This window comes from Sorangium sp. KYC3313 (assembly GCF_052075895.1).
GTDB classification, from domain to species: Bacteria; Myxococcota_A; Polyangia; order Polyangiales; family Polyangiaceae; genus Sorangium; species Sorangium cellulosum_B.
In genome coordinates, this window is sequence record NZ_CP197255.1 from 4,453,980 (window position 1) to 4,476,962 (window position 22,983).

19 protein-coding genes are annotated in these 22,983 nt (G+C 72.4%); 8 read left to right on the forward strand and 11 right to left on the reverse strand.

Annotation, left to right across the window (positions count from 1 at the left end; genetic code table 11):
- Positions 1-132: 132 nt before the first annotated feature.
- Positions 133-2,445: a type IV pilus secretin PilQ gene (locus ACSRUE_RS17485; protein WP_441293098.1), complete on the forward strand. Its 2,313-nt coding sequence runs from the start codon at positions 133-135 to the stop codon at positions 2,443-2,445.
- Positions 2,446-2,484: 39 nt separating this feature from the next.
- On the opposite strand, the gene ACSRUE_RS17490 is transcribed toward ACSRUE_RS17485, so the two are convergent.
- Positions 2,485-3,423 (reverse strand): LysR family transcriptional regulator, encoded by a 939-nt coding sequence (locus ACSRUE_RS17490; RefSeq protein ID WP_437943194.1) that lies wholly within the window; start codon positions 3,421-3,423, stop codon positions 2,485-2,487.
- A gap of 178 nt (positions 3,424-3,601) precedes the next feature.
- Here ACSRUE_RS17490 and ACSRUE_RS17495 point away from each other — a divergent pair, with 178 nt between their 5' ends.
- The 4 genes from ACSRUE_RS17495 to ACSRUE_RS17510 all read left to right on the forward strand — a co-directional run bounded on the left by ACSRUE_RS17495 (position 3,602) and on the right by ACSRUE_RS17510 (position 9,626).
- The gene (locus ACSRUE_RS17495; RefSeq protein WP_441291979.1) at positions 3,602-4,939 is read left to right on the forward strand and encodes a wax ester/triacylglycerol synthase domain-containing protein; all 1,338 of its coding nucleotides are present in this window, start codon (positions 3,602-3,604) and stop codon (positions 4,937-4,939) included.
- 11 nt (positions 4,940-4,950) lie between these two features.
- Positions 4,951-6,780: an NAD(P)/FAD-dependent oxidoreductase gene (locus ACSRUE_RS17500; RefSeq protein WP_441291980.1), complete on the forward strand. Its 1,830-nt coding sequence runs from the start codon at positions 4,951-4,953 to the stop codon at positions 6,778-6,780.
- Between the two features lie 186 nt (positions 6,781-6,966).
- Positions 6,967-7,647, forward strand: a complete 681-nt coding sequence (locus ACSRUE_RS17505; RefSeq protein ID WP_441291981.1) for a hypothetical protein — start codon at positions 6,967-6,969, stop codon at positions 7,645-7,647.
- 386 nt (positions 7,648-8,033) lie between these two features.
- Positions 8,034-9,626 (forward strand): peptide chain release factor 3, encoded by a 1,593-nt coding sequence (locus ACSRUE_RS17510; protein ID WP_441291982.1) that lies wholly within the window; start codon positions 8,034-8,036, stop codon positions 9,624-9,626.
- Positions 9,627-9,669: 43 nt separating this feature from the next.
- Here ACSRUE_RS17510 and ACSRUE_RS17515 read toward each other — a convergent pair whose 3' ends face one another.
- From ACSRUE_RS17515 to ACSRUE_RS17535, 5 genes are all read right to left on the reverse strand, one after another.
- Entirely contained in the window at positions 9,670-11,532 is a 1,863-nt protein-coding gene (locus ACSRUE_RS17515) for a DUF885 domain-containing protein (protein ID WP_441291983.1), read from the reverse strand.
- Positions 11,533-11,590: 58 nt separating this feature from the next.
- On the reverse strand, positions 11,591-12,604 hold the full coding sequence (locus ACSRUE_RS17520; protein ID WP_441291984.1) for a hypothetical protein: 1,014 nt from the start codon (positions 12,602-12,604) through the stop codon (positions 11,591-11,593).
- Between the two features lie 67 nt (positions 12,605-12,671).
- Entirely contained in the window at positions 12,672-13,340 is a 669-nt protein-coding gene (locus tag ACSRUE_RS17525; RefSeq protein WP_441291985.1) for a DNA-3-methyladenine glycosylase, read from the reverse strand.
- Entirely contained in the window at positions 13,341-13,814 is a 474-nt protein-coding gene (locus ACSRUE_RS17530) for a peroxiredoxin (protein WP_441291986.1), read from the reverse strand.
- A 161-nt stretch (positions 13,815-13,975) separates the two neighbouring features.
- Entirely contained in the window at positions 13,976-15,460 is a 1,485-nt protein-coding gene (locus ACSRUE_RS17535) for a sigma-54-dependent transcriptional regulator (RefSeq protein WP_441291987.1), read from the reverse strand.
- A 314-nt stretch (positions 15,461-15,774) separates the two neighbouring features.
- On the opposite strand from ACSRUE_RS17535, the gene frr reads away from it, so the two are divergent.
- Both frr and ACSRUE_RS17545 read left to right on the forward strand, forming a co-directional pair.
- Positions 15,775-16,332, forward strand: coding sequence for a ribosome recycling factor (gene frr, locus ACSRUE_RS17540; RefSeq protein ID WP_437765308.1), 558 nt, complete (start codon positions 15,775-15,777; stop codon positions 16,330-16,332).
- A gap of 652 nt (positions 16,333-16,984) precedes the next feature.
- Positions 16,985-17,848 carry a Stp1/IreP family PP2C-type Ser/Thr phosphatase gene (locus tag ACSRUE_RS17545; protein ID WP_437765309.1) on the forward strand — a complete coding sequence of 288 codons (864 nt, stop codon included), beginning with the start codon at positions 16,985-16,987 and terminating at the stop codon, positions 17,846-17,848.
- Positions 17,849-17,913: 65 nt separating this feature from the next.
- On the opposite strand, the gene ACSRUE_RS17550 is transcribed toward ACSRUE_RS17545, so the two are convergent.
- The 4 genes from ACSRUE_RS17550 to ACSRUE_RS17565 form a co-directional block, all read right to left on the reverse strand.
- Entirely contained in the window at positions 17,914-18,474 is a 561-nt protein-coding gene (locus ACSRUE_RS17550) for a hypothetical protein (RefSeq protein WP_441291988.1), read from the reverse strand.
- A 95-nt stretch (positions 18,475-18,569) separates the two neighbouring features.
- Positions 18,570-19,760: a cystathionine gamma-synthase gene (locus ACSRUE_RS17555; protein ID WP_437765311.1), complete on the reverse strand. Its 1,191-nt coding sequence runs from the start codon at positions 19,758-19,760 to the stop codon at positions 18,570-18,572.
- A gap of 62 nt (positions 19,761-19,822) precedes the next feature.
- The gene (locus ACSRUE_RS17560) at positions 19,823-20,707 is read right to left on the reverse strand and encodes a protein kinase domain-containing protein (protein ID WP_441291989.1); all 885 of its coding nucleotides are present in this window, start codon (positions 20,705-20,707) and stop codon (positions 19,823-19,825) included.
- 19 nt (positions 20,708-20,726) lie between these two features.
- Positions 20,727-21,638, reverse strand: a complete 912-nt coding sequence (locus ACSRUE_RS17565; protein ID WP_441291990.1) for a hypothetical protein — start codon at positions 21,636-21,638, stop codon at positions 20,727-20,729.
- A gap of 141 nt (positions 21,639-21,779) precedes the next feature.
- On the opposite strand from ACSRUE_RS17565, the gene ACSRUE_RS17570 reads away from it, so the two are divergent.
- Positions 21,780-22,466 (forward strand): hypothetical protein, encoded by a 687-nt coding sequence (locus ACSRUE_RS17570; RefSeq protein WP_437765314.1) that lies wholly within the window; start codon positions 21,780-21,782, stop codon positions 22,464-22,466.
- A gap of 17 nt (positions 22,467-22,483) precedes the next feature.
- Here ACSRUE_RS17570 and ACSRUE_RS17575 read toward each other — a convergent pair whose 3' ends face one another.
- Entirely contained in the window at positions 22,484-22,918 is a 435-nt protein-coding gene (locus ACSRUE_RS17575) for a YqaA family protein (RefSeq protein WP_441291991.1), read from the reverse strand.
- Between the last annotated feature and the right edge of the window lie 65 nt (positions 22,919-22,983).

Consider the following 22,983-nt stretch of genomic DNA (forward strand, 5'->3'; position numbering starts at 1 on the left):
CGGGCACCCGAAGTAGCCTCTCGACAGCGTGACGCAGATCTCGCGTCACCGCGAAGCGGGAGTGCAATGAAGAGCAATCGAGACTATCGCCCGAGGCGGGGCGCGCTTCGCCGTGCTGCGGCACTCGGGGTGATGTTGATCCTCGGCGCTCCTGCGGGAGACGCAGACGCCGCCGCCCCGATCAAGGTCAGCGACGTCAGGCTCACGGCACCGGACGAGGGCAAGGCCGAGATCGTGGTCGCGACGAGCGGCGAGCCGCGCTTCTCGGCGCGGGTCGCGGACGGCGGCAAGCGGCTCCTCATCGACCTCGAGGGCGCCGAGGCAGGCGGGGCTTCCGGCGCGATCACGAGCGGCAACGCGATCGTGGCCGGGGTGATGACGCAGGGGTTCGGCAAGGCGACCCAGCGGACGACGCGGGTGCTCGTGCAGCTCGCGCGCCCGGCGGCCTACCGGATCCGCGCCGAGCAGGGCGCGCTCGTGATCGAGCTCGCCGCCGCCGACGCGACGGCGCCCATGGCGGCGCGGGCCCCGGCCGGCCCCGCGGCGGCGGCGCCGGAGCGCGAGCCGGCGGCGATCACCGACGTGCGCTTCGAGCACCGGGCGACGCTCGATCGGGTCGTCATCGAGCTCTCGTCGATCCCGGGCTACCGCGAGTCGACCGGCAAGGGGGGGCGCCGCGTCATCGAGCTCAGCGGCGTCCGGCTCCCCGACGCCCTCCAGCGCAAGCTCGACGTCGGCGCCTTCGGCGGCCCGGTGCGGGCCATCTCGACGTACCGGCGCAACAGCGACGGCTCCAGGGTCGTCGTCGAGGTCGAGCAGGCCGAGGGCGCCTCGGGCGTGGTCGCGCGCGAGGGCAACGCGCTCGTGCTGAGCGTCGCGAAGGGCGCGCTGCCCACGGCGCTCTCGGGGATCGCCGCCGACGGCGGCGCGGCGAGGCGGACCCGCACGGTGGCGCGCGAGGCGCTCCTCGACGACGGGGCGCCGAAGGTGGAGACCTCGTTCGAGGGCGCGGACGGGGGTGTGGGGGCAGAGCCCGGCTACGCCGCGCGTGGCCCCCATCATCCGACGGAGAGCCAGGAGTCGCTCGTCGAGCCCGACCAGGCCGGCGCCTTCATGCCCGCCATCGCCGGGCAGCAGCGGCGGTTCACGGGGCGGCGCATCGACCTCGACCTGAAGGACGCGGACATCCACAACGTCCTCCGGCTGATCTCCGACGTGGGGCGGGTCAACATCGTGACCGCCGACAACGTGACCGGGACGGTCACCATCCGGATGCGCAACGTCCCGTGGGACCAGGCGCTCGAGACGGTGCTCCAGGCCAAGGGCCTCGGCGTGGTCCGGCAGGGCAACATGATCCGCGTCGCCCCGATCGCCGATCTCAACAAGGAGCGGGAGCTCGCGATCGCGCGGCGCAAGAGCGAGCTCCAGCTCGCGCCGCTCGAGACGCGGCTCATCCCGATCAACTACGCGGACGCGAAGGACCTCCAGGATCGCTCGAAGGACATGCTCTCGCCGCGCGGCTCGCTGGCGGTCGACGAGCGGACCAACGTGCTCATCGCGCGCGACGTCGCGGGGAACCTGAACCAGATCGAGGAGCTGGTCCGCTCGCTCGACACGCAGACGCCGCAGGTGCTGATCGAGGCGCGCGTGGTGGAGGCGACGAGCCGCTACGTGCGCGACATCGGCATCCAGTGGGGCGGCGACGGGACGTTCAGCGCGGCGACCGGCAACCCGACGGGGCTCGTCTTCCCCTCGGCGATCGGCATCGCCGGCGGCGCGACCGACTCGAACAGCCCGACCGGCGGCCTCTCGCCGTTCGCGAGCCAGGTCTCGAACCCGAACTTCGCGGTGAACCTGCCGGCCATCGTCGGCGCCGGGCAGGGCGGCGCGCTCGGCTTCACGCTCGGCTCGATCAACAACACCGTCAACCTCGGCGTCCGGCTCTCCGCGGCCGAGGCGAGCGGCATGCTGCGGGTCGTCTCGAGCCCGCGCATCCTCACGCTCGACAACCGGGAGGCGCGGATCAGCCAGGGGACGCTGATCCCGTTCTCGCAGATCAGCGCCCAGGGCGTGCAGACGACCTTCCAGGAGGCCAAGCTCCAGCTGCTCGTCAAGCCGCACGTCACGTCGGACGGCAGCGTCGCGATGCACGTGAAGATCAACCGCGACGAGCCCGACTTCAACCAGACGTCGGCCCGCGGCGACCCGACCATCCTGAAGCGCGAGGCGGAGACCGACCTCCTGATCATGGACGGGCACACGGCGGTGATCGGCGGGATCTTCACCCGCAACACCGGCCGGAACCTCGATCAGGTGCCGTTCTTCGGGGACATCCCGGTCCTCGGCCTCCTCTTCCAGCGCCGCCGCGCGAGCGACACGCGGAACGAGCTCGTCATCTTCCTCACGCCGCGCATCGTGAACCGCGCCGAGGCGCTCGGCCGCTAGCCCCCCGGGCGCGGCGCGCCTCGCCGCGCCCTGAACCCCTCAGGCGCGCTTGCGCCGGGCCGCTTCCCGCGGGCTCGGGGCGGTGTCCGTCACGACGCCCCGCAGCCACGCCCGCGCGGGATCGCCCTCGGTCCGGCTGTTCCACGCCATCGCGATCTCGATGGGCGGCAGCTCGAACGGCAGGTCGAAGCTGCGGAGCGGCACCAGGCTGGAGAACGCCCTGCCGAGGCGCGTGGCCACGGTGGCCACGAGATCCGACGCGGTGATGGCGTGCGGCACGAGGAACACGTGCGGCACCGACATGGCCTCGCGGCGCGCGATCCCGCGCGCCGCGATGAGATCGTCCGCGACCCCGTCGTGGGCGCCGCGCCTGGGGACGACGACGTGCTGGAGGGCCGCGTAGGTCTGGAGATCGACCTGCCCGCGCGCCGTGGGGTGGCTCATGCGCGCGAGCCCCGCGAAGCGATCGTCGAAGAGGGGCGCGCGGCGCAGGTCGGAGGGGAGGCTCTCCTGCGGGAAGACGCCGATCGCGAGATCGATCTCGCCGCTCCGGAGCGCGTCGACGACGCGGCCGTCGAGCGGGAGCAGGTGGATCGCGAGCCTCGGTCCGCCCTGCGCGAGCGCCGCGTTGAGCCGCGGCAGGAGGACGAGCTCCACGTACTCCGTGGCGGCGATCCGGAAGGCGCGATCGCTCGTCGCCGGGTCGAACGCCGGCGTCGTCTCGCCGAACAGGCCCGCGAGATCGTGGACGATCGCGGCGACCTGCGGCGTCATCGCCTCGGCGCGCGAGGTGAGCGCCATCTGCCGGCCGACCCGGATGAGCAGCGGATCGGAGAAGAGCTCGCGCAGCCGCGTCAGCGCGTGGCTCATGGCGGGCTGGCTGAGGCCCACCCGGCGGGCCGCGAGCGTCACGCTGCGCTCCTGCAGCAAGGCGTCGAGCGCGATCACCAGGTTGACGTCGATCGCCGAAAGATTCACTACAGGAATATACGATGAATTATATATTCACGGTATGGATATTTCGTTTTCTTGCGCGGGCGCGCCGCGTGCGCGGCGAGGATGCGTGATCCTGCGCCTGCGGGCGCTGTCGTGCGGCCCGCGCGGCTGCTAGGGTCGCGCGCGGCTCCCCCCTGATCGGCGGTGCCTCGCGGAGACCATGACATCGCCCGTTCTGCTCGGGGGGATCGACTTCTTCCACCTCATGAACGATCGCGCCATGCGATCGCGCGGCCAGGCGGGCAACCACTGCCTGTTCGTGATCGAGCTCGACGGTCGGCTCGATCTGGCGCGGCTCGCGGTGCGGCTCGAGCGCGCGACCCGGGCGCTCCCCGAGCTCCGGTTCCGGCTGGACAACAGCGTGCTCGGGCGGGCGGGGCGGCCCCGCTGGGTCGTCGATCACCACCGGCGCGCCCCCGGGCTGCGCCTCCACGAGGTGGCGGGCGAGCGCGAGCGCGCGGCGCGCCTCGAGGCGCTGCTCGCGGACCGGACCTCCGCGGAGCGGCCGTGGGCGCTCGACGTCGTGCGCGAGGTGGGCGACGGCGATACGGTCGTGCTCCGCCATCACCACGCGCTGACGGATGGCAGGGGCGCGGATCGGCTCGCCGCCTGGCTGGGCTCCGGGAGCGGCGACGCGCCCGACGACCCGCCGCCGCGGCAGGAGCGGCACGACGCGCCGGAGCGCCTGCTGGCTGCCATGGACCGCGACGAGCGGGTCGCGCTGGCGCGCGCGTACAAGGCCCACGTGCTGGCGCTCGGCCGCGCGCCCATCCTGTCGCTCGCGCGCGCCTGTCCTGGGGTGCGGCCCTCGGCCTCCCGCGTCCTCCGGCTGACGCTCTCGGCGGAGGAGACCCGCGCCTTCGATCTCCGGGTGCGCCAGCGCGCGCGGCTCGCCGAGACGAGCCTCATGCTGATCGCGGCGACGCGGCTCGCCGACCGGGCGCTCGCGGACCGCGGCTTCGCCCCGCCGCACCACGTGATCCCGCTGCCCCTCTCGCTCGACCCCAAGGGGGGGGCGCGGCGGCTCTTCGGCAATCACCTCACGATGGCCCTGCTCTCGCTCGGCCGCGACGAGCTCCACGACGACGCGCGCGCGGTGGCCCGCCTCGCCGAGCAGCAGCGCGCCGTGGTGCGCGACAGGCTCGATCTCGCCATGATCGCCGCGCTCGATCTGGCCCGCTGGCTCCCCGGCCCGATCTACCGCTGGCTGGGGGACCAGCCCTTCCAGGGGGAGCTCGCCTCGCTGATCGTCTCGAACCCCGGCGCGGTGACGGTGGAGCGGTTCGCGGGGCTCCCGGTGCGCTCGGCGTACCCGCTGCCCGCGGTCGTCGCGCCGCCCGGCTTCCAGGTGATCTTCAGCCGCTTCGGCGGCCGCCTCTCGGCGTCGATCATCCACGGCGACGGGCTGCTCCGCCCGGACGAGGCGGAGGCGATGCCCGGCGCGCTCCGCGCCGAGCTGCTCGGAGAGCCCGCGCCGCCGGGCGGGGGCACGGTATAAGGGCCGGCGTCATGCGCGCGTTCGATATCGTCATCATCGGCAGCGGCATCGCCGGCGGCTTCCTCGCGCGGCAGCTCCGCCTCGCGTGCCCCGACCTCGGGGTCCTCGTGCTCGAGGCCGCCGAGGCGATGGAGGACTACAAGGTCGGCGAGAGCACGGTGGAGGTCGCGGCGAACTACATGGTTCGCCGGCTGAACCTCGGCACGTACCTCTACCAGCACCAGCTGCCCAAGAACGGGCTCCGCTTCTTCTTCGACTCTCCGGACAGGGATCTCCCGCTGCCCCGGATGAGCGAGATCGGCTCCGACCACATGCCGTTCCACCCGAGCTTCCAGCTCGAGCGCGCGCGGCTGGAGCGGGATCTCGTGACCATGAACCGCGCCGCGGGCGCCGAGGTCGAGCTCGGCGCCAAGGTGGTCGACGTCGCGATCGACGGGCGCGGGCGGCACACGGTCGTCTACGAGCAGGGCGGCGAGCGGCGCGAGGTCGCCTGCCGCTGGGTGTGCGACGCCTCCGGGCGGCGGCACGTGCTCTTCCGCAAGCTCGGCGTGAAGGTGCACAAGGAGGCGCGGCTCAACACGGCGGCCGCGTGGGGGCGCTACCGCGGCGTCGCGGGGCTCGACGCGGTCACCGACGCGGCGTGGCGGTCGCGCGCGCGGTACACGTCGCGCCACCTGTCGACGAACCACTTCATGTACGACGGGTACTGGATCTGGTTCATCCCGCTCGCCGGCGATCTGATGAGCGTGGGCGTCGTGTTCGACAAGGACCGGATCGGCGCCGGGAACGCGCCGGCCGGGGCGCTGCCCGGGCCGCGCACGCGCGCGGAGTTCGAGCGCTTCCTGGGCGCCCACCGCGCCGTGCGCGAGCTGCTCGAGGGGGCAGAGCTCGAGGACTTTCAGGCCTACGCTCACCTGCCGTACCACGCGGAGCAGTACTTCTCGACCGACCGTTACGCCGTCACCGGCGAGGCCGGCGCGTTCACCGATCCCTTCTACAGCCCCGGCTCCGATTTCATCGCGACCGCGAACGAGTTCATCACGCAGATGGTCCTCTCCGACGTCCGCGGCGACCGCGCCGGGTTCGAGGAGAAGGCCGCGGCCTACGACGCCTACTACCGGTTCAAGTACGACAGCACGCTCCGGCTCTATGAGCGCATGTATCCGGTGTTCGGCAGCTTCGAGCTCTATCGGCTGAAGTACCTCCTCGACTTCAACAACTACTACAACCTCGTCGTCTGGCCGTTCATGGCCGACCGGGTGACGGACGTGGGTTGGATCCGGGAGGAGCTCAGGTTCACCGATCTCGTGCTGCGCGCCCTCTCGACGATGGGCGAGCACTTCGCGTCGCTGGCGAGCGACCTGCGCGCGCGCGGGGAGTACTTCGCGCAGAACGAGGGGCGCTTCGCCAACGGGCTGAACGGCGTCGCGCAGCTGGAGACGCGGCTCGGGCCGGCCATCGACGAGCGGTTCCGGCGGGAGCAGGTCGACCGTGCCTACGGGAGCGTGTTCGCGGCGCTCGTCGAGAGGCGGCTCGGGGAGCAGGGCCTCTCCGACCGCGCTCGCCTCGTCTCGGAGCTCACGCTCCCGCAGGTGCTCGTGTTCCGGGACATCACGCCGGAGCGGCTGGCGCGCCTCCTCCAGCGCATCGGCGAGCGGATGACCAAGGAGCTCCGCGACGAGCTCCCTGCCGCGGGCATCGAGCGGATCGAGCTCGGCGCGAGCGGCGTGATCTCCGTGACAGGGCCTGCCGAGGGGACCGAGGCGCATGCGGACGCCCTGTCCCGGGCGCAGGCGCTCTGGGCCGCCTCGGCGGGATCGCTCGCCCATATCGCCCTCTGAGCCCGCTTGTCGCGGGCACCGGGACCGCGGTCGTCGCCGCCGTCGGCGAGCGCCTCGCGGCTGCCTCGACGGGCTGCCCGCGGTTTCTCCTGTACGCGCGCCCGTTCCGCAGTATCACACCGGCCGATGCGGTGGAGAGCAGCAGGTGGGCGTCTGGGTCAGTGGGCGATCTCCGTGGCGCTGTCGATGGGCGCTGTCGGCGCGTGTGTCGGCGCGGTCGCCGAGGGCGGCGCCCCGCCGCGGCAGGAGCCGCCGGAGCAGGGGTGGATCACGGCGTCGGCGCCTGACGCGGGCGGCGCTCCGCGCTGTCCGCACGGCGCGCTGGAGGATCCGCACCGTGGCTTCGTGCGGTGCCTCGAGCCGGGCGAAGCGGATGCCGGCTGGCTCCCGCCGTCGCCTCAGCCCGAGCCGCCCCCTCCCGACGGCGGCGCCCCCCCGCCCGACGGCGGCGCCCCCCCGCCCGACGGCGGTGTTCCCGGCGACGCCGGCCCCATCGGCCCCATCGACGGTGGCGTGCCCGACGCATCGATCGTCTCGGCCCCGCTCCCTCTCGTGGAGATCAAGGAGCCCGAGTTCATGAACGGCGACGTCCCGAACGTGGCCAAGCGGCTCGAAAAGGTCGCCCCCGACCTGGCGAAGTGTGTTGCCGACCACGGCGGCCTCTCTGGCGCGTCGGGCAGCATCAAGGTCCAGTTCCTCGTCCGGGTGCGTGGCCGCGCCGAGGGTGTCGAGATCCTCGACGCTCGGGGTGTCACCTCCGACGCGCAGCGCTGCATCCGTCAGCTCCTCAAGAACAAGCCCATCGGCACGCCCAGCGCCGACCCCGTAGGTGTCACCGTCTCCCTCTCCCTTCGCGCCCCGAAATAACGATCCCCTTACAAACACCCGAGGCGAAGCATCCCGCGCGCAACGCTCCCAGGCTCACGACCCCCAGCGTCCGCCCCCGCCTCTTCCAAAAACCTCCTTACAAAGAGCCAGGGCGGGCGGGGGTGGTGCGCGAGCGGGCGGCGGGGGTGGGCCCCACGAACCCGAGGGCCGGCCCGCCCCGCAGCGCCCCCCTCTCTGACCGAGTCCCCCGTCCAGCGCGGCCATAGCCCCCCAAAAGGCCCGAGTTCGTGGGGGGACCCCCGCCGCCCGCTCGCGCGCCACCCCCGCCTGCCCTGGCTCCGTCGCCGCCCGCCCTGGCTCCGTTGCCCCTTGGGTTGACGCAGCCCCCACGGACTCTATCCTGCCGCGCCGCTGTGCCCGACCCGATGCTCACCCGCGAGATCGCCCGTCGAAAGACGTTCGCGATCATCTCCCACCCCGACGCTGGCAAGACCACCCTAACCGAGAAGCTCCTGCTTTACGGAGGTGCCATCCAGCTCGCCGGCGCCGTGAAGGCCAAGAAGGCGCGCGCCCACGCCGTCAGCGACTGGATGGAGATGGAGCGCGAGCGCGGCATCTCCATCTCCACCAGCGTTCTCCAGTTCCCGTACAAGGGCCGGCTCCTGAGCCTGGTCGACACCCCCGGCCACGCCGACTTCAGCGAGGACACCTACCGCGCGCTGATGGCGACCGACGCCGCCATCATGATCCTCGACTGCGCGAAGGGCGTCGAGACGCAGACGAAGAAGCTCTTCCGCGTCTGCAAGCTCCGGCAGATGCCGATCTTCACCTTCGTCAACAAGCTCGACCGCCCCGGGCGCGACCCGTTCGAGCTGATCGGCGAGGTCGAGGAGGTCCTCGGCATCGGCGTCTACCCGGTCACCTGGCCCATCTCGGCGGGCGGCAAGTTCCGCGGCGTCTATCACCGCGAGCGCAAGCAGGTCTTCCTCTTCGAGCTCGTCGCGCACGGCGCCGAGATCGCCCCGATGGAGGTCGTGTCGCTCGACGCGCCCGAGCTCGTCGAGGCGCTCGACGAGGAGGGCGCCCGCCAGCTGCGCGAGGACATCGAGCTCATCGACGCCGCCGGCGACGCGCTCGATCGCGACAAGCTCGCCCGCGGCGAGGTCACGCCCATGTTCTTCGGCAGCGCCATCACCAACTTCGGCCTGCCGCAGTTCCTGGACGCGTTCATCGAGCTCATGCCCCCGCCCGCGCCGCGGGGCAGCGACAAGGGCCCCATCGCCCCGGACGACGACCGCTTCACCGCGTTCGTCTTCAAGATCCAGGCGAACATGGACCGGGCCCACCGCGACAGGATCGCGTTCCTCCGCGTCTGCTCCGGCCGCTACGAGCGCGGGATGAAGGTGCACCACGTGCGCCTCGGCCGCGACATCCGGCTCACCAACCCGGTGCAGTTCATGGCCCAGGAGCGCACGCTCGTGGAGGACGGCTTCGCGGGCGACATCATCGGCGTCTTCGACCCGGGGCTCTTCCTCATCGGCGACTCGCTCTGCAGCGGCTCGCCGGTGAAGTACGCCCCGCTGCCGCAGTTCCCGCCGGAGCAGTTCGCCCGCGTCGTCATGATCGATCCCATGAAGCGCAAGCAGCTCAAGAAGGGGCTCGAGCAGCTCGCGCAGGAGGGCTCGGTCCAGCTCTTCCGGCCGCCCGAGGGGCGGGAGGGCGAGGCGATCCTGGGGGTCGTGGGCGAGCTCCAGTTCGACGTCGTGAAGCACCGCCTCGCGGCCGAGTACGGCGTCGACGCCCGGATCGAGCGGCTCTCGTTCAGCCTGGCCCGCTGGGTCGAGGGCGAGCCGGTGCCCCTCGCCGAGCTCGAGTCGAACCTCTACGGCTACGGCGCCCTCGACGTGCACGGGAACCAGGTCGTGCTCTTCAAGGGCGACTGGCAGCTCGAGTCCTGCCAGAAGGCGTTCCCCCAGGCGCGCTTCGTGGAGCTCGGCGGCTCGATCTCCCCAGTGTGACCTCCCGCCGCGCGCGGCCCTTCCGCCGCGCGCGGCCTCGCCGCTACTCCTCCGCGAGCAGCGCCGGGAGGTGCCGCACGGACGGCGAGCCGTGGCTGAGCAGGCGGTCGTGGTAGGCGCGCTCGGTGAAGCCCGGCTTGCGCTCGTGCTCGGCGCGCAGGCGCATCATCTCGGTGAAGCCGTGGAAGTACGTGGTGAGCTGCGCGCTCGTGAGCCGGGCGCGCCGCCACTTGCCGACGGCCTCGCCTTCCTCCTGGAAGGCGTCCTTCGTCATGAGCGAGAGCGCCTCCTCCTCGCCCATCGCGCCCGCGTGCACCCCGTGGTCGAGGAGGGCGTTCACCGCCATGCGCAGCACCATCTTCTGGCGCTGCATCCGCACCTTCGGGCCGCCGAAGCCGTGGTGCGCCATCAGCCACTCGGTGTAGACCGCCCACCCCTCGACGAACGGGCCGCTCGAGAAGACCGCGCGGACCTTCGAGGGGAACTTGTTGTTGTGCATGAGCTGCAGGAAGTGGCCCGGCATCGCCTCGTGGACGGTGAGGTCGGCGAGCATGCTCGAGTTGTACTCGCGGTAGAACGAGTCCACGCGCGCCTTCGGCCAGTCCTTCGGCGTCGGCGCGATCGCGAAGAACGTCTCCTGCTTCGCCTCGAGCGGGCCGGACGCGTCGCAGTAGGCGATCGCGACGCCGCGGCGGTACTCGGGCATCTCGATCACCCGGCAGGGCTCGTCCGGGATGCGCACGAGGTCGCGCGCGCGGACGAAGTCGGTCGCCTCCGCGAGGAGCTTCTCGGACGCCTTCACGATGGTCGCGTTCGTCGGGTGATCGGCCGCGAGCGCGTCGAGCACCTTCCGGATCGCGGCCATCTTCTCGTCCTGCGCCTCGACCTTCGGGAAGGGCTGCTTCCCGAAGAGCGCCGGCCAGAGCTCCCTCGAGGTCTCGAGCATCTCGGCGTGCGTCGCCGCGAGCAGGGCGCGGGCGCTCGCGACCACGCCGTCGACGTCGATGGTCGCGTCGTCCAGCGTGAACCGGAGCTTCTTCTCGAAGCGCGCGCGGCCCAGCCGGAAGTCGCCGTCGCTCCTCGGGAGCAGGTCCTTCTCGAGGAACGCCTGGAAGCCCTCGAGCGCCGCCGCCGCCGCCCTCGCGGCCGCGTCGAGCTCGGCCTGCTGCGCCGGGGCCGACGCGAACAGCGCCGGGAGCTCGGACCTGCAGAGCGCGATGAGCCCCTTGTTCTGCGCGATCGCCGTCTCGGTGTGGATGCGCGGCGGCGCCGCCGTGAGGCGCTGCTCGGCGGCGCGCACGAGCGCGGGGATGCCCGAGAGGCGACCCCCGAGGCTCCGCAGGCGCTCCTCGAGCGGCGCGAAGCTCCTCGTGATCAGGGGATCGAGCCCGTCGCCGACGAGGCCCGTGTACACCATCGGGTTCCACGTCGCCTCGCGGAGCTCGTCGATCGCGAACAGCCAGGAGCGCAGCTGGTTCTCGATCATCGCCGCGTCGACGCGGCTCTGGACGCCGAGGCGCGCCGCGGGCAGCGCCCCGAGCTCGGCCAGCGCCGCCTCGATCGTGCGCCGGCGCGCGGCCTCGCCCTGCGCGGTGACGTCCGGCCACACGGCGTCGTACCGGTGGTCCCCCGCCTCGGTGGCGCGGACCGGCTCGTCGCGCAGGTACTCCTCGAGCACGCGCGCCGACAGGGCCGCGAGCGCCTGCTCGGCGCCGGCCTCCGCGCCTGCTGCGCCGGATCGCGCGTCGGCCGGGCTCACCGCGGCCGCCTTCGTGAGGGGTCGCGCGGGCGGCGCGGCGCGCTCGGCCGGCCCGCACGCGCAGAGCAGCGCGACGAGCAGGGAGAGGTGGCCGCGGAGCGATCTGCGGGAGAAAGAGAGCTCATGGGAGAGATCATGGTGTCGCACCTGCGCCTCCTAGCGCCAGCCCGCCGAGAAGGGAACGCGCCGAGCGGTGGCGCCGGCCTCAGTGCGCGCTGCCGAGCGAGGCCTTCGCGAGGCGGGAGATGCCGTCCACGTCGCCGTGCACCGCGTCGAGCAGCGGGCCGAGCGCGAGGCGGAGCGGCTTCGAGTTCGGGTGCCGGAGGATGCGCGCCATGCTCTCGGCCGCCAGCTCGTTCAGATCCTGCTCTGCGTAGCGATCGATGTGGGCGCTCGACAGCGCGAGGCCCGGGAAGGCGGTGCGGCAGAGCGCGTCGATCAGCTCCCCCGCGACGCCCGCCGCGATGTTCGCGGCGCCCAGCGCGACCCGGGCCTTCTGCGCGCTGATCGCGCACGACTCCGCGCGCAGCTGGCTGATCACGGGCGAGCCGAGCACCGTGTGCCAGCGGGAGAGCTCGGCGGCCCGGCTCGCCTCGAACTCACCCGGCGGCGCCTCGGAGACCGGCAGCAGCGCGGCCAGCTGATCGGCGGCGCCAGGATCGATCGCGACGCGGCGCACGATGATCATATCGTGCGCCCGCAGGCATCCGAGGAGCAGCCGCGTGGACGCGTCGCGCAGGAGCGGCGCGAGCGCGGCCGCGATCACGGTGGGGGGCGAGCCGATGAGCCCCGGGCTCGACCCCCGCGCGGCGCCCGCTCCGGCGGCGCGGGCGCGCTGCGCGCCGGAGCTCGGCGGCGGGCGCACGCTGATGGGCGGCGGGATGCTCGACGGCGTGCTGCGCTCGGTCACGACGTGCAGCGCCGCGAGCTCGATCGCGCGGAGCCCCGGGAGGCCGCGCGGCGCGCGGGCCGCGATGGCCGCGGCGAGCTCCGCCTCCTTGCCGAGGAGCGCCTCGTGCTCTGCGGTCTCGCGCAGCAGGTCTCCGGCGATCTGCGCGCACCGCTCCGCGGCCCTGTCCGCGGCGCTCCGCGTCTGCGGCTCCTTGAAATAGAGCGTTAACTTTCCCCGCAGGGTCTCCCGATGCGTGCCCGCCGTGACAACCTGCGACGCGCTCTCGACGTTGACAGGTTCACGCCCCCCGAAAGGCCAGAATCCCATGAGCCCATTGTCGCGCGATCCTGGACCCGGGCGCGAGCGCCTCGAGCGCTCGCACCCTCACGCCCGCTCAATGGCGAGGCGGAACGGAGACATAGCGATTGCCGCGTTCGTAGAATCGCCACGGCTTCTTCGCCCACGCACCTGCATAGTCGACGTTGATGCGAGGCGACCTGCCGATGGGCCCAGCAGCGCCGGGCAGCAGCGAGAGCTGCGCTCCGCAGACATCCATCCCGTACGCGGAGCGGTCGAGCCCCAGCGCCTTGCACAGCTTCCCCGGCCCGTTGGTGAGCTCGATCCGCCCAGGCGCGACGCCCCGCCGGCGGCTCATGAGTTGGAGGCCGATCATCGGCTCGATGGCGCGGATGAGGACAGCGTGCGGCTCTCCCTCCGAGGCCACGACGATGTTGAACGCCCAGTGCATGCCGTAGAGCTGGAACACATACGCATAGCCCGCCGGGCCAAACATGACCTCCGTCCGCACCGTCCGCCGCCCGCCCGCGCTGTGCGCGGCGAGGTCTTCCGGGCCGCGGTAGGCCTCGGTCTCGACGATGCGTCCGGCGGCGGTGCCCTCGGGCGTCGTGTGGACGAGCACCTTGCCGATGCACGCCCGCGCGACGACGAGCGCGGGGCGAGCGTAGAAGTCACGCGGCAGCGGCGCCGCTCCTTCGAGGAGCGAGGCGCCTTTGCTGGGCGCGGGGGGCTCGGGGGCGGGACGCACGGCGGGCTCCGCGCTCATTCATTCCGCGCGGGGGCGCGCCGCCCGGAAGCGCTTGTCGATGAACGAGAGCACGTCGTCGCGGTGCTTCCTGGCCTGGAACTCGTGGTGGAAGACCGCCGCGATCTCCAGGGCGGGCGTGACGACGTAGGTGATCCGCCGGGCGAGGCCGATGAGCGGCCAGAGGACGCCGTAGGCGCGGCACACGCTGCGATCGCGGTCGGCGATCATCGGGTAAGGGACCTTCTGCGCCTCGGCGAACCGGCACTGCGTCCTGTGGTCGTCGGTGCTGACGCCGACGATGCCGGCGCCCGCGAGCGCGATCTCGGCGTGGTTGTCGCGGAAGAGCTGGGCCTCGACGGTGCAGTTGGGCGTGAAGGCCTTCGGGAAGAAGTACACGACCGTGCAGAGCCCACCCTGCGCCGACAGCACGAAGCGCTGGCCGTCGATGGCCAGCGTGTCGATCTCCGGCGCGCGCTCGCCGACCTTCAGCATGCCGACGCAATCTGCCGCAAGTCGCCCCCGGCGTCGACCGTGGCCACGCGCCGCGGCGCCCCGGCGGGCCGTCAGCGACCGTCGGGTGCCGTCAGGGAGCGCCGGCCCTCGTCGACCGTCTTCGACCGTCTTCGACCGTCTTCAACCGTCTTCAACCGTCTTCAACCTTCGATTCCGAGCCGCTTCAGCCTGTAATAGAGGGTCGTGCGCTGCATGCCGAACTGCCGCGCGACCTCCGCCTTGTTCCCTCCGCAGCGGTCCAGGGCGGCGAGGAGCTCCCGCCGCTCGATGTCGTCGAGCTGGGAGCTCAGGTCGAGCCTTGGCCGCGCGCACGCCGGCGCGGCGGGCTCTTTTCCGGCCGCGTCCGCCTCCGGCTCCGCCGGCGCGGCGGCCCTGGGCGCGCGCGCGGGCGGTTCGGCCGGCTGCGCGCGCGCCGTGAACGCGAGGTGCTCGGGCAGGATCACGTCGCCGCGCGACAGGATGGCGGCGCGCTCGACCACGTTCTCCAGCTCCCGCGCGTTCCCCGGCCACGGGTACGCCGCGAGCTTCGCGATCGCCTCCTCCGACAGCGCGGTGGCCGCGCGGGCGTTGCGCCGCGCGACCTTGCGCAGGAAGTGCTCGGCGAGCGCGCGGATGTCCTCGCGCCGCTCCCGGAGCGGGGGCAGCCTGAGCGGGAACACCGAGAGTCGGGAGACGAGCTCGGGCAGCACGCCCGCGCGCGCCCAGGCCTCGTCGATGCCGGGCGTGAGCGACAGCACGACGCGCACGTCGACGCGCGTGGTCTCCGTCGACCCGAGCCGCTCGATCTCGCCGTCGGTGAGCACGCGGAGCAGCCTCGCCTGGAGCGAGGGCGTGAGCGGCGCCGGCTCGTCGAGGTAGATCGTCCCCCGGTGGGCGAGCTCGAGCCGGCCTGCGCGCTCGGCGAACGCGCCGTCGAAGGCGCCTCGCCGCCAGCCGAACAGCTCGCGCTCGAGCGTGTCGCCCCGGAACGCGGCGCAGGTCACCTTGACGAACGGCTGCTCTTCCCGCGGGGAGCCCACGTGGATCGCCCGGGCGACGACCTCCTTCTCCGCCCCTTCCTCGCCCTCGATCAGCACGTGCGTCGCCGCCTTCGCCACCTCGCCGATCCGGGCGGCGACCTCGCGCATGGCCTCGCTCTCGCCGGCGATCTCGCCGAAATCGATCGGGTCGCGCTGCTCGCGCTCGAGGTAGCCCGCGTACTGCGCGAGCTGCTCGCGCAGCCGCCGGTTCTCGCGGAGGGTGGCGACCCCGGCGATCGCCTGCCGGAGGATGACGGCGAGCTCCCTCGAGTTCCAGGGCTTCTGGACGTACCGGTCGACCGCGCCCGAGTTGACCGCGTCGATGAGCACCGTCATGTCCGCGTAGGCGGTGAGCAGCACGCCCGCCGCGTCAGGCCGCCGCTCCTTCGCCTGCTTGAGGAACTCGATACCGCTCATCCCCGGCATTCGCTGGTCCGCCACGATCACCGCAGGATCGAGGCGATCGAGGAGCGAGAGGGCCTCGGCGCCGCCCAGCGCATAATGGATCTTGAACGACTTCCTGAAGGCGAACCGGAACGCGTCGAGGTTGTCCTGCTCGTCGTCGACGACGAGGACGTCGAAGCTGTTCCAGTCCAGATCGCGCATCGGGTCGCCCTGCCTCCCAGAGTTACTACAGCTCGGCACGATCGCGACAGTGGAGGTGGCGCGCTCGGCGGCCTTCGCCGCCCTCCCGCCGCGCGCCTCCCGCGCCCTCCGCGCTGGGCGGGGGGGACGGCGCGGCGGCGCTCGGACGCGCGCGCGTCCGCCTGCGCCCAGGCGGACGCGCGCGTTCTTCCGACCGCGACGCCGGCGAGGTCGGGCGGATCGATTTCTCCGCCGGCCCGGAAATACGCGGTAAGCTCCGCCCCCGCCCGCGAAGAGGGCGGGCTGGGCGAGCCCCACACGGAGGAAGCCGGATCATGCTCGAGGACGTCATCAAGGAGCTGCGCGAAGGGATCGAGAAGGCCATCGAAGCTCTCCGGCGAGACCTGGCGAAGGTGCGCACCGGGCGCGCGAACGCGGCCATGCTCGACGGCATCCGCGTCGACTACTACGGCGTGCCGACGCCGATCGTGCAGATGGCCACGGTGTCCGTGCCGGAGCCGCGCCTCATCAGCGTCAAGCCCTGGGAGAAGAACCAGGTGAAAGCGATCGAGAAGGCGATCCGGGAGAGCGATCTCGGCCTGAATCCCCAGGTGGACGCGGATCTCATCCGACTCCCGATCCCGCCGCTGACGGAGGAGCGGCGCAGGGAGATGGTGAAGCTGACGAAGAAGAACGGAGAGGAATGTAAAGTTGCCATCCGGAAGCACCGCCGGGACGCGAACGAGATGATCGACTCGCTCGAGAAGGACGGTGACGTCAGCGGCGACGAGGCCGATCGGGCCAAGAAGAAGGTCGACGACGTGGTGGCCGAGGGGACGAAGCAGGTCGACACGGTGATCGCCGGCAAGGAAAAGGACATCCTGGACGTGTGAGCGGGCCCTCGGCCGGGCGGGCGTCGGCGACCGAAGCTCGGTAGGCCGGAGCGCCCTGCGGCCGCCCCTCCCCGCGGCCCGCGATGGGGCCGGGCCCTTCGAGGAGGGCGGCGCGGCGGCGGCGTGCGATGCGCGAGACATCGCCTGCCGGCAGCAGCCCCCCAGCGCGTCGTGATGCCGCGTGTGCCGAGCCCGGCCTGGCCTGGCGATGCTTCGCAGCCCTGTTGTCCTGCCCGCGCGCGACCCGCGCGCTGCCGCCCGCGCCGGCGCTTGCGTCCGAGCGCCACGGGGCGAGGCGTGCCCGGGACCAGCCCAGCTCACAATGGACCGTCCCGTGAAGCGAAGAAGTGAAAAAGAGGCTTGCGGTCCCCCCGGTCGGAGTCGGTAGCATCAGGAAGGTCGGCGGTTGGGCGTGCGCAGGCGTGAGGCGTGCGCAGGCGTGAGGCGTGGGCGTGAACGGCGTGAACGGCGTGAACGGCGTGAACGGCGTGAGAAGACGCGAGAAGACACGCGAAGGCTCTGAAGACGCCCATTCGGGGCCGAGAGGCCCTGCTTGACAGGTTTTCGCTAGCGTGAAATGGTTGGTGTTCGAAGCCGAAGGCCCGGAGCCGTCTCAAGGATTCCCGAGGTTATGCGAGCGATCGCTTCAGGAATGACGGACGTTGGTCTCCAACGCGACCACAACGAGGACAGCTACGCCGTCCTGTCGGAGTACGACCTGTTCATCGTCGCGGACGGCATGGGGGGCCACCGCGCGGGGGACGTAGCCAGCAAGCTGGCGACCGAGTCGATCGCGGACTTCTTCCGGTCCACGTCGCGGGAGGACGCCACCTGGCCATTCCACTTCGACACCAGCCTGTCGGAGGAGGAGAACCGGCTCCAGGCGGGCATCCGGGTCGCGAACCGCCAGATCTTCGAGCGCAGCATCCGGTCGCGCGACTGCGCCGGGATGGGCACGACGGTCGTGGGGGCGCTCTTCTCGAAGAAGAAGAACCGGATCTACGTCGGCCACGTGGGCGACAGCCGCGCGTACCGCGTCCGCAAGGGCTCGATCAGCCAGCTGACGCGCGATCACTCGCTGTTCAACGACTACATCATGGCGATGCCCGAGCTCACCGAGGAGCAGCGGGCCGAGCTTCCGCGCAACGTCATCACCCGCGCGCTCGGGATGCACGACAGCGTCTCCGTGGATCTGATCAGCGATGAGCCGCAGCCCGGCGACGTCTACCTGCTCTGCTCCGACGGCCTGAGCGGGATGCTCTCGGACGACCAGATCCTCCACATCGTGAGCTCGACCGAGGAGGTCCCGGAGATGTGCCGCCGCCTCATCGCCAAGGCGAACGAGAACGGCGGAGAGGACAACATCACGGCGCTCGTGATCCGGATCGACGATCGGGACGACGCCGAGCTCCCGAACAGCGCGACGATCGGTCCGCCCGCCGACTCGCAGCAGGTCAGCATGGGCGATCGATCGACGGTCCCGGCGGTGTCGGCCTCGCGCTCCGAGAAGAGCTGACGCGCGGGGGGCGCCCCCCGCGCGCCCGCCTTTGTCAGCAGCCAGCGGCCAGCTGCCAGCGCCGCTCAGCCTCCGCAGCTGTCGAAGGCCAGGACGCCCAGCCTGATCTGGCATGTCTCGCCTTCGTTCAGCATCGCCGGGCACTCGAAGCCGACCCAGATCTTGCCCGCGTCGACCCCCTGCTTGCCCTCGAACCAGAACTTACACGGGGTCGCCGTATCGGAGTAGAAGGTCTGGCCGCCCGTCTTCGCCGAGGAGAAGCTGATGCTGCCGGAGGCCGGCGCGTCACGGGTCGCCGCGGGGGAGATGGCGTCGATCTTGACGTGGACCTCCGCCGCCTCGGCGGGGTTCTTGGCCACCGCCGAGACGGAGAAGGTGCCCGAGCCGGACACGGAGCAGTCGACCGAGGCGCTGTCCTCGCCGTCGGTGACCAGTCGGGCCTTCTGGATATCGGTCACCTCGCCAAGGGTCGCGATATGCCCCGGTGCGGAGCAGGCGATGCCCGGGTCGGCGAAGTTCATCTTGTATGCGCCGCGCGGGGTCGGCGGCTCCGCGCCGCTGCAGCCGAGGCCGAGGAGGGGGAGGAGGCCGAGCACGGGCACGAAGCTGAGGCGAGCGAGACGCATGGAAAGCTCCGGTGGTAGGTGGCGGCCCCGAGGCCGCTCCTCGCTTCTATCGTACTCGGGGGTCCGCGATCAAACGGCGGCAGCGCCGCGCGCGCTCACGCGCCCGCCGCGCGCCCCTGCGCGCCGTCCAGCGCCTGGGCGACGTCGTTCCAGAGGTCCTCGCTGGCCTCCAGGCCCACCGAGAGCCGGAGGAGGCCGTCGGCGATGCCGAGCGCCTCCCGCGCCGCCGCGGGTACGGAGGCGTGGGTCATGAGGGCGGGGTGCTCGGCGAGCGACTCGACGCCGCCGAGGCTCTCGGCGCAGGCGAAGATCGCGAGCCGCTCGAGGAACCCCGAGGCGACGGGGAGGCCGCCGCGCACGACGAACGAGATCATCGCCCCGGGCGCGCGCATCTGCCGCGCGGCGAGCGCGTGGCCGGCGTGCGTGGGGAGGCCGGGGTAGTGCACCGCCTGGACGGCGGGGTGCCCGGCGAGCCTCCCGGCGATGAGCGCGGCCGACGCGCACTGCTGGCGCACGCGCACGCCGAGCGTCTTGATCCCGCGGAGCACGAGGTAGCAATCGAACGGGCTCGGGACGGCGCCGATCGCGTTCTGCAGGAACCCGACCCGCTCCGCGAGCGCGTCCTCGGACGTGACCAGCGCGCCGCTGACGACGTCCGAGTGCCCGTTCAGGTACTTCGTGCTCGAGTGCGCCACGACGTGAGCGCCGAGGTCGAGCGGCCGCTGGAGCACCGGCGTGGCGAAGGTGTTGTCGACGACGAGCAGCGCCCCGTGCGCGCGCGCGATCTCGGCGAGCCCTGCGATGTCGAAGATCTTGAGCATCGGGTTCGTCGGGGTCTCGATCCAGATCATCCGCGTGGCCGGGGTGAGGGCCTTGCGGACGACGTCGAGGTCGCTCATGTCGACCGAGGTCGAGGCGATGCCCATCGGCCGCATGACCTTGTCGAAGAGCCGGAAGGTGCCGCCGTAGACGTCATCGCCCGAGAGCACGTGATCTCCGGGGCGGAGCGTGTGGAGCAGGGTGGCGGTCGCCGCGGAGCCGCTGCCGAAGGCGAAGCCATGGCGCCCCCCCTCGAGCGCGGCGACGCACTCCTCGAGCGCCTTGCGGGTGGGGTTGCCGCTGCGGGAGTACTCGAACCCCTTGTGGTGGCCCGGCCGCTCCTGAGCGAAGGTGCTCGAGAGGACGATCGGCGTCATGACCGCGCCGCTCGTCGGATCCGGCGGCTGTCCGGCGTGGATCGCGAGCGTGTCGAGGCCGAGCTTGTCGTGACCTAGGTGGGGCTTCATGCGGGCGAGACTTATCTCGTGGGCCGCGTGCGTCCACGGTTTTGGCGCGCAGGAGGGCCGGGTCAGCGCGCTGACACGGCGCCGCCCTCGGCCCGCGGAGCGGCCGCGTCGAACGCGTCGAGCAGCGCCCGCGCCGTCCCGGCGCGGCGCTCCGGATCGCGATCGAGCGCGCGAGCGAGCGCTCGGCGCTGCCCCGGCGAGAGCGCGTCCGTGACGGAGAGCGGGTCGAGGCAGAGGCCGGATTCGCTGATCTCGACGAGCGCCGCGGCCTGCTCGCGCGCGCGCGTGAGGGGCGCGCCGGTGGCGAAGGAGACGAGGGTCGCCGCCATGGAGTAGACGTCGCCGCGCTGGGTCGGCGGGGATTCGCCGCGGGCGATCTCGGGGGCAACGAAGGGAACCGTGCCCCGGTCGGCGGTCTCGAGGTCCGGCTCCATGCCGCGGAACCGCGCGGCGCCGAGGTCGACGAGGCCGATGTCGCCGAGCGGACCCAGCAGCACGTGATCAGGGCCGAGATCGCCGTGAACGAAGCGGATCGGGCCTCCGGCGTCCTCGATCTCCTGGAGCTCGGCGAGCGTCTCGAGCGCGGTCCTGACGACGTGGGTGATGAGCGACGCGGGCGGCGGCCGGCCGCGGCCGCGCCATCCGTCGAGCACGTCGCGGAGGGAGGTGCCCTCGCGCCGGGTCTCGAGGAGGAATGGGCCGTGGCGATCGGCGCCGACGCGCGCGAGCGCGGGCAGGGCGGGGTGGCGAACGAGGGAGAGGACCTTCGCCTCGCGGACCATGGCGGCCCGCCCAGCGTGCTCGTGGAGGACGCCGGGGACGAGGCGCTTGCACACCAGCGTGGGGCCGGGCGGCGAGCCTCCGAGCCGCACCAGCGCGACGTCGAACGTGGCGCCGGCGCCGAGGTGCTCGATCAGCTGGGCGCCGTCGGGAGCGGGGTAGGGCATGCCGGCCGCCTGTGGCCTCTCACGCGTCCGCGCGCTGCGCGGCGACCAGCTCGTCGCACTCGCGAAGCCACGCCTGCGCCTCCTCTGCGCCGGCGCCGCCGCGCAGGGCGAGCGGCCACCGCGCGTCGCGCCAGCGCGCCGCAAACTCGGCCCAGCGCGCCGGTGCCTCGCGGCGCCCGGCCAGGGCGGCGACCCTTTCATCGATGCTCTCGAACGGAAACACCGGCTTGCCGAGCCCGAACCGCGCCTGCGTCCAGTGGACCACGCCGATGAGGAGCCCGTACCGGCAGCGGCGGCGCTCCTCGTCGACGCCCACCACCGGCGACCGCCAGTCGAGGTGGATGTCGTCGAGCTCCGGCGGCCGCGGCTCGTGCTTGCCGACGCAGAGGTGCACCGCCTCCCGATCCGGCCGGTGCACCTCGCGCCAGCTGTCCGCGTCGAGCGGCTCGCCGCCCCGGAAGAGCTCCGCCATGCTCGCCGCGAGCGAGCCGAGCAGCGCGCCCCGCTGGTGCTCGAGCCCCCCGAGGATCGTGTCGCGCGCCACGCGGCGGCCGCCCGCTCCCGCGAAGTGGCGGTCGAGGCGCTCGCGCATGGCCGCCGGCTCCACGTAGACCACTTTGAATCCGGCGCTCCCGCCGCACCAGACGTTGCGCAGATACCTGATCTGCATCCACAGGCCGAGCGTCGGGTCGATGCCGCGGATACGCTCGAAGATGCGCACAACGACGTTGACGCACGTCGGCCCGAACCGGGTGAGCGCCTCGCCGAGGTCGCGCGGCTCGGGGGCGCCCCAGAACGCGTTGTCCAGGTTGAGCTCCGCCCCGGGGCGGCGCGCGAGCCGGTCGGCGAGGCTCCTCCCCAGCGCCTCGCGCAGCGGGCCCGCGAGCCCATCCAGGTGCGGGCCGGCCCCGGCGTCGAGTGAACCGGTCATGCGGACATCCTATCACGCCTGCCCGCGCGGCTCCGAGCGCGGCCACGGCCGCCTGTAGGATGACGGCGCACCTGCACGGGAGGAGGGCGGCGGCCAACTTTTCTCCGCATCCTCCGGCAACTCGCTGCGTTCAGCGCGAACGTGATAGAAGTCGTGGGCACCGGCATGGATCCCAAGATCTTGGAGATGCTCTTCATCGCCGTCAGCAACGGCGTCGCCCTCTTCATCGGCGCTTACCTGGCGCGGAGATCGGCGGATCTCAGCGCGGAGCGGCGGGCCGAGCACGAGGAGAGAGCGGAGCTCCTGAGACAGCGGCGAGAAGCGCTCTTGGAGCGACTGGCGCTCCAGCGGCGCGCGCTCGACGACTACGCGCGGATGATCGTCCGGTGGTCGTCGGTGCCCCCGTCCGGAGCGCCGCGCACGAAGGAGGAGGACCTCGCGGCGGACCAGGAGTCCATCGCGATGTACGCGCAGATGGCCAACGCGTACGGGAGTCGCCAGTTCGCCGAGCAGGCCGCCGCGACGCTGCACGCCGTGCGCGCCGGCCGGGGCAACGTCCAGGTGTTCCCGTTCGCCGTGCAGATCGCCTCCGCCTGCTACCAGGAGATGATCCGGGCGATCTCCGAGCTCGAGAAGGAGATCGGCCTGCCGGCGCCGCGGTCGCCCGCGCGGCCGTTCCTCCCGGACGAGGAGCTCGCGAAGGAGGCGACTCGGCTGTTCTCCAGGAACGTCGTGGAGCGCTCCGGGATCGATCTCGGCATGGTCGACCAGATCCTGGAGCGCGTCAGGGTGAACCCGTCGCCCGAGGAGACGGACAGCCCCCGATAGCGCTCATGCCGCCGGCTTCACTGGCTCCATCCCGCCCGGATGAGCGCGTAGAAGAGGAGGAGCCGGGGCACCCGGAACAGCACCATGGTCAAGAAGTAGCGCAGCGGGATCCGGTACAGCCCGGACAGGTAGCAGAGCATCGAGAAGGGGATCGGCGAGATGCTCCCGATCGCGATCGCCCAGTGGCCGTAACGCTCGAAGAGCCGGTCTATCCTGGGTCGCGTCCGCTCGATGCGCGCCGCGAAGAGGCGGAGCCGCGCGAGGCGGCCGGCGAGGCGATACCCCGTGCAGCCGCCGACGAGCGAGGCGGTCGAGATGGCGATCAGGGGCGCGACCTGCGAGCCACCCGAGGTGATCGCGGTCAGCATGTAGAACTGCGGCGGGATCGGGAACGAGAACGCGTCGGCGAGGAAGGTGCCGACGAACATCCCGGCGAGGCCGAAGCGGTCCACGAACGCGCGGCCGAGCGCGTCGAGCTGCTCGCGGGCGAGGTGCGCCGCGAGCGCGATCCCCGCGA